This is a genomic window from Hydrogenophaga sp., from assembly GCF_041633695.1.
Lineage (GTDB): Bacteria > Pseudomonadota > Gammaproteobacteria > Burkholderiales > Burkholderiaceae_C > Hydrogenophaga.
Genome location: NZ_JBFJMY010000085.1, coordinates 1 through 12,959 on the forward strand (window position 1 = coordinate 1; position 12,959 = coordinate 12,959).

12 protein-coding genes, 1 tRNA gene and 2 pseudogenes are annotated in these 12,959 nt (G+C 61.9%); 6 read left to right on the forward strand and 9 right to left on the reverse strand.

What is annotated here, in order from left to right; translation table 11 throughout:
* Window positions 1-1,912: SurA N-terminal domain-containing protein (locus ABYB95_RS07480; protein WP_372657853.1), on the forward strand; the 1,912-nt coding region annotated here is incomplete at its 5' end.
* Window positions 1,913-1,972: 60 nt separating this feature from the next.
* Window positions 1,973-2,048, forward strand: a tRNA-His gene (locus tag ABYB95_RS07485).
* Between the two features lie 265 nt (window positions 2,049-2,313).
* On the opposite strand, the gene ABYB95_RS07490 is transcribed toward ABYB95_RS07485, so the two are convergent.
* From ABYB95_RS07490 to ABYB95_RS07500, 3 genes are all read right to left on the reverse strand, one after another.
* Window positions 2,314-3,705 carry a mercuric reductase gene (locus ABYB95_RS07490; RefSeq protein ID WP_372657854.1) on the reverse strand — a complete coding sequence of 464 codons (1,392 nt, stop codon included), beginning with the start codon at window positions 3,703-3,705 and terminating at the stop codon, window positions 2,314-2,316.
* Complete coding sequence (locus tag ABYB95_RS07495) at window positions 3,705-3,854, reverse strand: hypothetical protein (protein WP_372657855.1); 150 nt, start codon at window positions 3,852-3,854, stop codon at window positions 3,705-3,707. The genes ABYB95_RS07490 and ABYB95_RS07495 overlap by 1 nt, the downstream gene beginning before the upstream one ends.
* Window positions 3,855-3,955: 101 nt before the next feature.
* Entirely contained in the window at window positions 3,956-4,543 is a 588-nt protein-coding gene (locus tag ABYB95_RS07500; RefSeq protein ID WP_372657856.1) for a hypothetical protein, read from the reverse strand.
* Between the two features lie 167 nt (window positions 4,544-4,710).
* Between ABYB95_RS07500 and ABYB95_RS07505 the strand changes: the two genes are divergently transcribed.
* From ABYB95_RS07505 to ABYB95_RS07520, 4 genes and pseudogenes are all read left to right on the forward strand, one after another.
* On the forward strand, window positions 4,711-4,857 hold the full coding sequence (locus tag ABYB95_RS07505; protein ID WP_372657857.1) for a hypothetical protein: 147 nt from the start codon (window positions 4,711-4,713) through the stop codon (window positions 4,855-4,857).
* Window positions 4,858-5,557: 700 nt separating this feature from the next.
* The gene (locus tag ABYB95_RS07510; RefSeq protein ID WP_008905361.1) at window positions 5,558-6,910 is read left to right on the forward strand and encodes an integrase family protein; all 1,353 of its coding nucleotides are present in this window, start codon (window positions 5,558-5,560) and stop codon (window positions 6,908-6,910) included.
* A 73-nt stretch (window positions 6,911-6,983) separates the two neighbouring features.
* Window positions 6,984-7,184: pseudogene (locus ABYB95_RS07515) on the forward strand (transposase); the annotation flags it as partial.
* A pseudogene (locus ABYB95_RS07520) lies at window positions 7,178-7,666 on the forward strand (transposase); the annotation flags it as partial. The pseudogenes ABYB95_RS07515 and ABYB95_RS07520, both read left to right, overlap by 7 nt.
* A gap of 134 nt (window positions 7,667-7,800) precedes the next feature.
* On the opposite strand, the gene ABYB95_RS07525 reads toward ABYB95_RS07520, so the two are convergent.
* The 6 genes from ABYB95_RS07525 to ABYB95_RS07550 form a co-directional block, all read right to left on the reverse strand.
* Entirely contained in the window at window positions 7,801-7,938 is a 138-nt protein-coding gene (locus tag ABYB95_RS07525; RefSeq protein ID WP_008905363.1) for a hypothetical protein, read from the reverse strand.
* Between the two features lie 164 nt (window positions 7,939-8,102).
* Window positions 8,103-8,792, reverse strand: coding sequence for a TetR/AcrR family transcriptional regulator (locus ABYB95_RS07530; protein WP_237707255.1), 690 nt, complete (start codon window positions 8,790-8,792; stop codon window positions 8,103-8,105).
* A 108-nt stretch (window positions 8,793-8,900) separates the two neighbouring features.
* Window positions 8,901-10,094, reverse strand: coding sequence for an acyl-CoA dehydrogenase family protein (locus tag ABYB95_RS07535; RefSeq protein WP_008905365.1), 1,194 nt, complete (start codon window positions 10,092-10,094; stop codon window positions 8,901-8,903).
* Window positions 10,095-10,132: 38 nt separating this feature from the next.
* The gene (locus ABYB95_RS07540) at window positions 10,133-11,914 is read right to left on the reverse strand and encodes an acyclic terpene utilization AtuA family protein (RefSeq protein WP_008905366.1); all 1,782 of its coding nucleotides are present in this window, start codon (window positions 11,912-11,914) and stop codon (window positions 10,133-10,135) included.
* 30 nt (window positions 11,915-11,944) lie between these two features.
* Window positions 11,945-12,436 carry a PaaI family thioesterase gene (locus ABYB95_RS07545; RefSeq protein WP_008905367.1) on the reverse strand — a complete coding sequence of 164 codons (492 nt, stop codon included), beginning with the start codon at window positions 12,434-12,436 and terminating at the stop codon, window positions 11,945-11,947.
* Window positions 12,437-12,474: 38 nt separating this feature from the next.
* Window positions 12,475-12,959 (reverse strand): MBL fold metallo-hydrolase (locus ABYB95_RS07550; protein ID WP_372657858.1); only part of this gene is annotated, 485 nt, incomplete at its 5' end.

Below are 12,959 nucleotides of genomic sequence, written 5' to 3' on the forward strand. Positions count from 1 at the left end.
CGAATCCATACGCAATCACAAAAAGTACCTGATGGGCTTTTTGATGCTGTTGATCATTCCCTCCTTCGTGTTGTTCGGCGTGAAAGGCTTTGACAACCTCGGCAACCAAGGCGAGGTGGTGGCGACGGTGGATGGTCAGGAGATCACCAAGCCCGAATGGGACCGTGCGCACCAAGTGGAGTCCCAACGCATGCGCGAAGCCATGCCTTCGGTGGACCCCAAGCTGTTGGACAGCGACGCTGCGCGCTACGCGGTATTGGAACGCCTGGTGCGCGATCGGGTGCTGGCAGTGGCGGCGCAAAAGCTCAAGCTCTACACCAGCGACCAGCGGCTGGCGCGCGATCTGCAGCAGAACGAAACCATTGCCGCACTGCGCGGCCCGGATGGCAAGCTCGATGTGGAGGCCTACCGGCAACTGGTGGGCCGCCAAGGCATGACGCCGGAAATGTTTGAAGCTTCGGTGCGCGCCGATCTGTCGCAGCGCCAGGTGGCGATGGGCGTTCAGGGCACCGGCTTTGCGCCTTCGGCGCTGGCAGAGGTTTCACTCAACGCATTTTTTGAACGCCGTGAGGTGCGCTCGGCCCGTTTTCTGGCCAGCGATTTTGCGGCCCGTGTAACGCCCACCGACGCTGAAATTGAGGCTTTCTACAAAGACCATCCAGCCTTGTTCCAGGCGCCCGAAGAGGCCGATATCGAGTACCTGGTGCTGGACGCGCAGGCGTTGGAAAAGGGCGTGGAGCTCAACCCGGCCGATGTGCGCAGCTACTACGATCAAAACGCCGCTCGCCTCTCCGGCAGCGAGGAGCGCAAAGCCAGCCATATTCTGCGGACCGTGGCGCCCGGCGCGTCGGCGGCCGACAAGGAGAAGGTGCGCCAGGAGACGCAGGCTTTGTTGGATCAGGTGCGGCAAGCGCCTCAAACCTTCGCCGAGGTGGCACGCAAAAATTCGCAAGACCCCGGTTCCGCACCCAATGGCGGTGACCTCGACTTCTTTGCGCGGGGGGCCATGGTCAAGGCTTTCGAAGACGTGGCTTTCGCCTTGCCCAAAGGGGGCATTTCGGACCTGGTGGAAACCGAGTATGGCTTTCACATCATCCAGCTCACCGACATCCGCGCGCCCAAAACGCGCAGCTTTGAAGACATGCGTGCCGAGATCGAGGCCGACCTCAAAAAGCAGCAAGCCCAGAAGCGGTTTGTCGAATCCGCCGAAGCCTTCACCAATCTGGTCTATGAGAAGGCCGACACCTTGCAGGCCGCCGCCGACCGTTTGAAGCTGCAAGTGCAAACCGCCAAAGGCCTGCAGCGCCAGCCCAAGCCAGATGCGGGTAGCGTGTTGTCCAACGAGCGCTTGCTCAACGCGATTTTTGCGCCGGACGCGATCGAGAAGAAGCACAACACCGAGGCCATCGAGACCGGTTCGGGCCAGCTCGTTTCCGCCCGCGTGGTGCGCTACAGCCCGGCCCACACCCAAGCCTTGGCCGAGGTGCGCGACTTGGTGCGCGCACGACTGGTGTCCGAGCGCTCGCTGGAGTTGGCACGCCAGGAAGGCGAAAAGCAACTCGCGCTGGGGAAAACAGGTGCTGCGATCACCGGACTGTCTGCACCCATGACGGTGTCCAGAGACAACGCACAAGGCATGGCCGCACCCGTGCTCGCAGTGGCCATGAGCGCCGACCCGAAGCAACTGCCCGCCTGGGTGGGCGTGAAGCTGCCGGATCAAGGCTATACCGTGGTTCAAGTGTTGAAGACGCTGCCACGCGAAGCCGGAGACGCTGCGCGCCAGAGCCAAGAGGTCATGCAGTACAGCCAGTGGTGGTCGGCCGCAGAGGGCTTGGCTTATTACGACACGCTCAAGGAACGCTTCAAGGTCCATATCGCCGTGCCCGCTCCGGCCGCCGTACCGCTGCGTTGAGGAGAAGGGCGGCCCGCCCGCGAAACACGCAAGTTCTCGCGCTATAATCTGTGGCTTGCGGTGGCTGTAGCTCAGTTGGTAGAGTCCAGGATTGTGATTCCTGTTGTCGTGGGTTCGAGCCCCATCAGCCACCCCATCTGAATCAACGACTTAGCCCGGCTTCTGCCGGGCTTTTTCGTTTTCAAGGCCTTCATGCTCCCACCATGGGAACATGCATCACACCCGTGTCTCTTCAGAGCTACGAAGGGAAGGGGGCCGTTGACCAAACTGCTTTTTTTTTCTGGCGTTGCGCAACATCCGCCAGAAGTGGACGGATGCCGATCCGCGATTGCAAGGCCGCAAACCTTTCAAATCTTCATGACGCAGCAACTTGCTCTTCTTGGGCGAGCCATGTCGGCGGTTCAAAGTGGTTTGCGGCCATCAATGATGGTGGGCAGGAGCTCGGTCACCGTGGGGTGCACCGGCAAGGCCTCGCGCACTTGGCGCCAGCTTCCTTTGCTGGCCATGACCAGCCCGATGGACTGGATCACCTCGTCGGCGGCCATGCCGAGCATCGTGGCACCGAGAAAATGCCCGCTGTCCTCGTCGATCAGCAACTTGATGAGGCCGGTGGTTTCGCTCTCCTCTTTGGCGCGGCTCACGTCTTTCATGGCGTACACGGCCTGGCTGATGCGCCGGCCCTCGGCCACCAGGCGTTTCGCGTCGGCCTCGTACAGCCCTACATGGGCCAGTGGCGGGTCTGTGAACATGGCGTAGATGCTGGTGCGGGCGTCCGCGCTGCGTTGCCCGCCGTCGAGGTTCTCGGCCAGGATGTCGTGATCGTGGTAGCTGGTGTGGGTGAAGGCGCCGCGCTGGTTGATGTCACCCAGCGCCCAGATACCCGGCACCTCGGTCTCTAGCCGTTGATTGGTGAGGAGATAACCGCGCTCGTTGACCGTCAGGCCGACACTCTTCAGGCCCAGGTCGTCGGTGTTGGGCGTTCGCCCGACGGCCACCAGCAAGTGGCTGCCTTCGATGGTGCGACCGTCGGTCATTTCAACGCGGGCATCGCCTTCGGCCTCGCCCGGCAACACGCGCGCGATGTCCACGCCCATGAGCAGTTCGATGCCCTCTGTGCGCAACATGTCGGCAATCGCAGCAGACACGTCCTCGTCCTCGCGCGCGGTCAGCCGTGGCCCGATTTCGATGATGCTCACCTCGCTGCCCAGGCGCCGGAAAATCTGGCCCATCTCCAGGCTGATGTAGCCGCCGCCGATGATCAGCAACTTGCGCGGCAACTCGCGCAGTTTCAGCAGGCTCTCGTTGTCGAGATAGGGGATGTCCGCCAAGCCGGGAATGGGCGGCACGAACGCGCGCGTGCCGGTGTTCAACACGACCATGGGTGCTCGCAGCGTGCGCGAGCCCGCCTCTATGAGAAAGTCATTGTCCGCGCGCCCCGACAGCCGACCGTGCGCTTTGACAATGCTCAGCCCGTCCAACCCGCCCAGCCAGGACGCCAGGCCCGCACGCGATTCGTCCACGCGCGTTTGCATGCGCTGCATGGCCACGTCGAAGTTGACCTGAACCGGCCCGACCTCAACGCCGAACTCGGCCGCACGCCGCGCGAGGTAGGCCACTCGGGCCGACTTGCGCAGGGTCTTGGTTGGCGTGCAGCCCCGGTTGACGCAAGTGCCGCCCAATTCACCGGACTCCACCAGCGCCACCTTGCGGCCTTCTGTTGCCAGCTTGGCGGCGATGGAGGGGCCAGCCTGTCCGGCGCCGATGACGATGGTGTCGAATGCTTCGGTTGTCATCACACCACTCCCCGCGCACCGCGCCAGATGTCCACCCGGTCGCTCACCTGCTGGGCACCGGAGAAAACCAACGGGGAACAAGCGTTGCCCCGGACCGCCACCCTGTTGCTGCTCTTGGCAATGGCCTTGTCTTTCCAGATTGCTTTCATCGAAATCTCCTGGTTGTGGTGAATGGGCTGTGGCCTCCCCCATCGGGGATGGGTATCGGATGCACGGCGGTCATCTGATCGCACACCGTATCCGGTGCATGTCAGTCCGGCTTGCCCAGTGCCACCCGGAACGCCTCCAGCTTGGCCTCGTAAGCTTCTGCTTCACCATAGGCGAGAAACCGGTTGTAGCGCGAATGCGTGCCGAGGATCTTGTGCGCATGTTTGATGGGGCAGAAATACTGCTCTGTGCGGGCCAGGATTTCAGCCATGTAGCCCATCAGCCCATTGCCGTATTCGCAGTAGGTGCAGTGGAATTTTTCGATGAAGTTGAGGTAGCCCAGGTGGCGGCGGTCGAACACGAGGTAGTCGCTTCGCTTCACTTTGGTGATGCCGTAGATGGGGAAGCAGGCCCACTGGTAGAAGCTCACGCAGGCGTCGAGCAAGAGCAATGGGATCACCATGCCGTAGATGAGTGGGCCGGTGATCAGGTTCTGCGGCCGGTTGGTCACCAGCCAGCGGAAGAAATTGGTCTTGAGCTTGCGGTGGGCCGCCTCGACCGAGCGCTCGAACTCGACGCGTTTTCCCCGAATTTGAAAGAAGATCCGGCTCTCCTGATCGTGGACAGCGCTGCGCAGTTCCGCTTCTAACGCGGCCATCTGGCTCAGGAGGTGGTTGATTCGATCGTTCATGGGTTGAGCATAGACCGGCGAACCGGTGCTGTGCCGGGTTTTGCATTCAAAGATGTCGCGCACAGCGTGCGCCGCCGAACAGACCGGTCCATGTGTTGTCGTTAAAACCTTCGGTTCAGATGTCCGCCATCTGTGATGGGGTGGCACCACCAACGGAGAAGCATGCAATGGGCAAGATCGAACAATTGGAAATGGACGCGCACCGCGCGCAACTCACCGCAGACCTCAAAGACTTGGTCGATAAATACCGCTCGATCTTCGACTGGGACGTGCCCGAAGTCGATGAAGCATTGTCAGATCGGTTGATTTTCTAGGAGCTACGGCAAGCGCTAGACACCGTTGAAGCCGCGTCTTCCTCCGGCCCGACGGGATAGGGCTCGAACGCTGATCGAGGTGTCTCTGTCGCCGTCGAAGTTCTTGGCTCCAAGGTTTGCGTATGAAGGGCCGCCTGGCACGGGTGTGCGGTAGCGAACAGACGGACAAACATGTGTCGCCGGATGCTGGGGGCTCCATGCGCAGAGCCACCCGCCTATCGACCCCAAGGGCGACAGCCTCGCCAAGGCCTACAACGTTTGCGCGGCCAGACATCGAGCGCTGGCCAACTTGCACCCAATCGCAAACCGGTCAACTCGAAGTTGTCTCTGGTCGTTCGAAAGACAGCCTTCCAGCCCGCAGGGCTTCTGCCTGGCGGGGTTTTTTGCATTTTCGAACTACTGGATATCGGAAGCTCTCCAACAAAAATTTCCAATAGGCAAGAAAAAAGCACCTAGGCCGTTAGACCTAAGTGCTTGGTTCTGTTCTATATTTTTGGCTCCCCGACCTGGACTCGAACCAGGGACCTGCGGATTAACAGTCAGTATAAACCGGATTTTCTGGGACGCTATGGGACGTTCTGGGACGACGTAAAACCATTTTAAATCAATGGGTTACAAGAATTTGTTGTTTCATGCAGTCCCGCTGGGTAGCATTTGAGCTCAGGATTTTTCGGACACCAGTCGGACACGGAACACGCAAATGCCGCTCCTCACTGTCAGAGCGATTGAAACCCACAAAGCCAAAGCGCGGCCCTACAAGTTCACGCTCGACCGAGGCTTGCAGTTACGCATCGCGCCAGATGGCGTTCGCACATTGCTGGTCCGCTATACCGTCAAAGGTTCTGATGTTGAGCGCCAGTATCGATTACCGCAGGAGTATGGGGAAGGTCCGGGCCAAATGAAGCTGGCCACGGCCTGTGCCGAGGCCGCTCGCATCCGGGCTCTGGCCCGCGACGGCGTGGACTGGCCAGCCCAAGAGGAGGCACGGTTGCGGGCCGAAACAGCTGAACGTGAGCAACTGGACCGGCAAGAGGGCATGACCGTGGCCAAGGCACTCAGCGAGTACGTCGACAAGAAGCGGCGGGCAAAAGATGGTCTGCCACTGAAGGCCCGCACAAAAGCCGACTACCTGGCCATGGTCGAACCCGGGGAAGTAACCAAGACAGGCAAGAAACTGGCTGACGGGTTGCTATTTCGGCTCGCAGACAAGCTGTTGGTGAAGCTCACTTCCGATGACATTCGGGACCAGTATTCGTCACTGCTCAAGCGGTCAAAGCGGCAAGCTGACTATGCGATGCAGGTGCTGCGAGCGGTTATGCGATGGCATGGGGTTGGGGTGCCAGGCAACCCGTTGGGACGCGATACAGCTGGGCGTGATCGGATCGTGCTTACTCCAACGAAGGGGAATCCCTCTCCCATCCCCCCGGAACGACTCGGCGCCTGGTGGCGGGTGAGCGGCAAAGCCCCCTCACGAGTCGCAGCCGACTACTATCGTTTTCAGTTGTTAACCGGGTGTCGTGGAGGTGAGATTCATGGCGACAAGCGCTACAACTACCCGCCGATCAAGGTTAGTGACGTGGACTGTGATGCCGGAAAAGTCGTTCTGCGGGACACAAAGAACCGTAGCGACCACAAGCTGCTCCTGTCCCGACAGGCGCTGGAAATAGCTGCCAAGCACTGCGTAGGCAAGAAGCCCGAGGATGTGTTGTTCTCGATCACCGATGCCCGAAAAACGCTGAAGTGGATCAATGCGAAGGCAAAAACCGATGTGCAAGGACATGGCTTGCGCGATACATTTGCCAGCATCGCTGAAGAGCTGGTGTCAGGTGGTTTGCTGAAGCGAATGCTCAACCACTCGGTCGCAGGGGATGTGACCTTGGGGCACTACGTGGGCAAGAGTGAAGCGCAGTTGCGCGCCGGATGGCAGACGGTAGCTGACTTCATTGAGGCTGCGGCTCTGCAGCCAACGCCTGATGATGTGAAGGTGGTCTCTGGCGCCGCCACTGTGCGCGACTCAGTAGGTACCTCTGCAGGCATAGGTCTAGCCAGCTAAGTTCTAAGAACTTATCCGTAAATAGGTAAAATAGCAATCCGAGCCGCAGCGAACGCGGTGTCGGAGTGAGGTGTTGAGCAAACGAGTTGATTCCTGGGTGGTAACGGATGAGTTCTGGCAGCGCGTGGAACCGCTGGTTCCTCAGCGCGCGTTGGTGCCGGGCAAACAGTACGTTCGCAAGCCTGGAGCAGGTCGGCCGGCGAAGCCGGCGCGCCAGGTGTTCGAGGCCATCGTGTTTGTGTTGCGCACAGGCTGCCAGTGGAAGGCACAGCCAGCGAGTTGCGCTTCATGGGCCACACGCTGATGGAGAACCGCCATGGCCTGGTGGTGGGCGCCATGGTCACGCAAGCCGATGGCTACGCTGAACGCGAAGCGGCCAAAGCCATGGTAGCCCAAGCGCGTCAACGCAACCCCGAGACCGAGATCACACTGGGTGCCGACAAGGGTTACGACGCAGCGGAGTTCATCGAGGCCTTGCAAGAGAAGAAGGTCGTGCCCCATGTGGCACAGAACAAGTCGGGCAGAACGTCAGCGGTCCCGGATGCCATTGCCACCAGCGAGGGCTACGCCATCTCGCAGGAAAAGCGCAAGCTCATTGAACAGGGCTTTGGTTGGGGCAAGCTCATTGGTCCGATTCGTCAGGTGATGGTGCGCGGGGTCAAGAAGGTCGGCCTGCTCTTCACCATGACCATGGCTGCCTACAACCTCGTGCGCATGCGCTCCCTGGGACAAGTCCGTCTGGAGGTTGCGCAGTGAGCGCCAGATGAGCGTAAAAAGCCCTGCAAATGCGTAAAACAGCCCCCCTGGATGGCGCATGGCGCGATCGCGACCGACCAAACCATCCGAAACTGGCTCATCGTGCTGAGGCGGTCAGCTTCGGCAGGGGTATTTCAGCAGCCTGCTAAGATCTTTGCCCGCCTGATCTGATGACGTCGAATCTCACCCGCCTGTGAATCCATCTGGTAAACCTGAAAGACGCTCTTTGCGATATCCAGGCCAATGATGGGGAGCGATGCTGCTTCGAACATGATGAACCTCCAAAGTGGGGTGGAAACACCCTCACTTTGGCATCCGCTGCCTGTTCAAGCCAGAGACCGTGATCGAGTGCACTGCACAGCACAGCACGTGATAGGTGGGGTGACCATGCCATCTGACTGGCTCAGAAATTCGAGGGGACTTCAGGCTAACAAAATCAAGTCCGGATTGCCGGGGGGGCTTGTATGCACAGGGCTACCACTGCGTCGGTCAGGGCATCAATCGAGATTCCCTTTTTAGGATTGAACCACAGCGCTGACCCGTTCAATAGTCCAAAGATCAAATGGCGCGCAAGCGACACCTCGCCATGCAAGCAGCCGGTCGACGCGAGTTCTTGGAGCACGGGCGTCCATGTCGCTTCGTAGTCACCTTGCAGCTTCGCGATGACGTTGTGCTGCCTTGTGTTGAGAGAGCGGGACTCGTAGAGCACCGCATGCATGAAGTCGCTGCTTGGCCCCAGTAGCGTATCGAAATGCGATCGGATCAATTGCCGCAGCGTAGTCGCAGCGTCATGTTCGGCAAGGAGCACGATCGTCTGGCGCGCCAGCGCGCTACGCATGCCTTCCTGCATCACCTCATACAACAGCGCATCCTTGCTTTTGAAGTGACAAAACAGTGATCCGGAATGCATGCCAACGGCGCAGGCGATGTCGCGCGTGCTCGTGCCGTTGAAGCCGTTGCGTCGAAACAGTTTGGCCGCAGCCTTGACGATATCTTGGCGGCGGTTGCCTTCATTTCGCTCTTGCGGCGTCTTGCGTGGGCGGCCTCGCGGCCGCTTGGTTGCTGCGAAAGTGGGAAGGGAGCGCGCGGCACACATCATGCGCAAACGAGTAGCGACGCCTGCCAAAGGTGCCGGTTCGTAAGCTCAGGCCAGCCCGAAAGCGGCGGACGGAGGCCTTGACCGTGTTGCGAACCTTGGTCCGGCTGGTCGGCGCCGGGGATGACGGCCATCGGCTCAGTACGACTTCGGCAAGCCCAGCACATGTTCGCCGATGTAGTTGAGCAGCATCTCGTTGTTGATGGGCGCGATTTCCAGCAGGCGCACCATGGGCCACAGCGTAACGATGTCGTAGTCGCGGTCGAACCCGTAACCGCCGTGGGTTTGCAGCGCGGCCTCGACGGCGGCTACTGCCGCTTGCGAGCCTAGCAGCTTGGCCATGTTGGCATGCGCACCGGCGTCCTCGCCGGCGTCGAAGCGCTCGGCGGCGTTGTAGGTCATCAGGCGCGCCGCCTCGATTTGCGCCTTGGCCTGCGCCATGCGGTGCTGCAGCGCCTGGTAGGAGCCGATCGGCTTGCCGAAGGGCTTGCGATCTTTCGAGTAGGCCACCGCCTTGGCCAGCGCATAGTCACCCAGGCCGATGGCGGCGCCGGCGGCCAGCAGGCGCTCGGAGTTCAGGCCTTCGAACATCAGCTTGGCGCCCTTGCCGGCTTCGCCGATCAGCGCGTCGGCGGGCAGTTTGACGTTGTCAAAGAACACCATGTACTGGCGCTCGGCGGTCTCGACCTGGATGTTGAGTTGCGTGAGCTGGATGCCGGGCGTTTTCATGTCGAGCACGAACAGCGAGATGCCTTCGGTGCGGTTTTTCACCTCGCCTGCCTTGGTGGTGCGGGCAATCACCAGCATGTAGTCGGCATCGCGCGCGCCAGAAATGAAGACCTTCTGGCCATTGAGCACCCAGCCATCGCCGTCCGATGTGGCCAGCGTGGTCATGGCAAAGCTGTTGGTGCCGGCATTGGGTTCGGTGATGGCAAAGCACAGTTTCTTCTCGCCGGTGCAGGTGGGCGTGACGAACTTGCGGATTTGCTCGGGTGTGCCGTTGCGCATGATTGGCACCCGGCCCAGGCCGGTGACGACCAGAAACAGCGTGGGAACGCCGGCCAGCGCCAGGGCTTCATTGAGCGCGGTGATCTCCAGCACGCCGCCGCCTGAGCCGCCGTACTCTTCCGGAACCGACAGGCCTAGCAGGCCGAATTCGCCGAGCTTTTGCCACAGCTCGTCGGGGAAGCGGTCTTCCTTGATGCACTGCAGGATGTAGCTGCGTGGGTACAGGGTGGTGACGCCGCGGGCGGCTTCCTGCACGTCGCGGATGCGATCACGCAGGGCTGCGGAAGCGGTGTTGGCAATGGCGGTGGTGGCCGGGGTGTTCATGGTTTGTGTCTCCGTCTTGGGTTAGTGGGTGAACGTTCTCAAAGAGCCATGTCGGCTGGAATGGGTACCGGAAAATCGAGCAGCATCTGCGCAAAGGCTTTGCCCTGCGAGTCCATGCGAACCGAAGCGATGCCGCCGCCGCCCAGGGCTTCGTGCATCAGAAAATTCAGCGCGTGCGTGCCAGGCAGATCAAAGCGCTGCACGCTGCCCTTGACGAGGTGGGCGAACCAGGCCGCCACCGCCTGCTCGCTCAGGGCGGCGCGGATGAAAGGCAGGTAAGCGGGCTTGCGCGCCAAGATGCCGATGTTGGCGGCGTCGCCCTTGTCGCCACTGCGGCCCCAGGCCAGCTTCACCAGCGGCACTATCCGCGTGCCGCGCGCATAGGCGTCGGCGTCAGGCAGCGGGCCGTCGACCTGGGGCAGGGTCGCCGGATCAAACGCCTGGCCGTGCCATGGCGGTGCCGCCACGGTCTGGTCGCCCATGTCGATGCTGGCGGCCACCTGTGCCTTGGGTACCAGGCAGGAGAACAGCCGCACCACCGGCTGCACCTTGGGCCGGCCGCCGGTGAAACCGGTGATGGCCGGTGCCGACATCAGGGCCAGCGGCGCCACTTCGCGCGAAAACAGTTCGAGCGCGTCCTTGACCGGGTGGCGCACGCCGACCTTGAGCATCACTTCGCGCGCATCGGGCCGCGCGTGGGGGCCGTAGGTGTCTTCGGCGCCGATGGCCTCGACACAGGTTTCGGTGAAGTCGGGCCAACCGCGCTGCGCATAGTGGCGCCGCATGCGCGCCAGCATGGCGGCGCCCACGCGCTGCGCCTTGGCGCCGGCATCGATGCCGCCGATCATGAACAGGCTCATGGCCCGAAAGCCGTCGGCGTAGGTGATGCTGGCCTTGGCCTGGTCGGTCGGCGGCAGGCCGCGCGCGCCCTTGACCTCGACGCGGTCGGGGCCGACCTGCGTCAGTGTCACGCCGGTAAAGTCGCACACCACATCGGGCAGGATGTAGGCGCGCGGGTCGCCGATTTCATAGACCATCTGCTCGCCTACCGTGGAGGGGCAGACCAGCCCGCCCGTGCCTTCGGGCTTGGTGATGATGAAGCTGCCGTCGGCGCGGCACTCGGCGACGGGAAAACCCATGTCGTCCCAGCCCGGTACCGTGTCCCAGTCGGTGTAGTTGCCGCCGGTGGCCTGCGTGCCGCACTCGATCAGGTGACCGGCCAGGCTGCCCTGCGCGAGCAGATCGTGGTCGGCGACGGTCCAGCCAAAGGCATGGATCAGCGGCGCCAGCGTGACCGCGCTGTCGACGCAGCGGCCAGTGACCACGATGTCGGCGCCGGCCGCCAGCGCGGCCGCAATCGGGAAGGCACCCAGATAGGCGTTGGCGCTCATGACCTTTTGCGGAAACGGGCTACCTGCGAACATCTCCTGGGTGCCGGCTGCGCGCAGTGCTTCCACCTGCGGCATCAGGTCGTCACCCAGAACGGCGGCGATTTTCAGATCGACACCTTTGGCCTGGGCTGCCGCCACCAGCGCGGCGCGGCAGGCGGACGGGTTGACGCCGCCCGCGTTGGCAATGACCTTGATGCCGCGCAACTTCAGTTCCTTCATCAGGGGCTGGAGGGTGGTCACGAAATCCGGTGCATAGCCCAGTGCCGGGTCTTTGGCCTTGGCGCGGCTGAGCAGCGACATGGTGATTTCGGCCAAGTAGTCGAACACCAGGACGTCGATGTTGCCGCGCTGCACCAGTTGGGCGGCGGCGAACTCAGAGTCGCCCCAGAAGCCCGAGGCGCTGCCAATGCGAAGGGTGTCTTTTTTCATGAATGTCTCCAGTTGATTGGGGGAGTGGGGTCAGCGCGGGGTGGTGGCAAGACTGCGTGGCCAGAACACGCGCCAGATACCTTTGGCTGTGGCGCAGACTGTGCCATGGGCATCCAGGAACTCCCCCTCTGCAAATGCAGTCGTGCGGCTGATGCGCACCACCTTGCCGCGCGCCTCAAAGCTATCGCCCAAGGCAGCGTTGAGGAAGGTGATGTCGAGGTTGATCGTGAACTGGCGCAGCTCGAATGGGTCAATGTCGGCCGCCTCAGGCATGTCCAGCAGCGAGGAGATGATGGCCCAGCCCAGCGCGCCGTCAAACATATAGGAGATGACGCCGCCATTGATCACTGTGTCCGAACCGCCGCCGCCGCGTTGGGTGGGGAGGGCTTTGGGCAGTCGCACAATAGCTCTGCCCACGCCTGTTTCTTCCACTTCCAGCCCTTGCGCCTTCAGAAAGGGGTTGTCGTTCCAGCTTTTCTTGTAAGCGGCGATGCGGTCAAGGTGGGGGGCGTTGGCATTCATATGGGGTTCCTGAGGCTTGTTTAAAAATCGTAGGGGATTCAAAGCATCGCCAGTTGTTCGATGCGTTGCACATGGGCCGCCAACGAACGGCGCGCCAGTGGCCAGAGCGCTGCGGGCGTGTCGTCATAGGCGAGTGGCAGCCAGTCGTCCAGGCTGCCTTGCGGGACGGCGCGCATGGCCGCCAGCACCTTGGCCTCGCGCCGCAGGCGGTGCGCCTTGAGCTGCGCAATGGACTGCGCCGCCCAGCCGATGACGTGGCCGTGCGCCGGCAGGATGAATTCGATACCGTCCTCTTCGCAGGCCTGCGCCAGGCGGTCCAGCGAATCGAGGTAGGCGCTCATGTCGCCGTCGGGCGGGTCGATGATGGTGGTGCTGCCGCTGAGAATGTGGTCGCCCGAGAACAGCAGACCGTCTTCTTCGAGGATGAGGCAGAGGTGGTTGGCGGCGTGCCCTGGGGTATGGACCACGCGCAGGGTGCTGTGGTGCTCGCCATCGTGCAGCATCAGGCGCTCGCCGTCGGCCA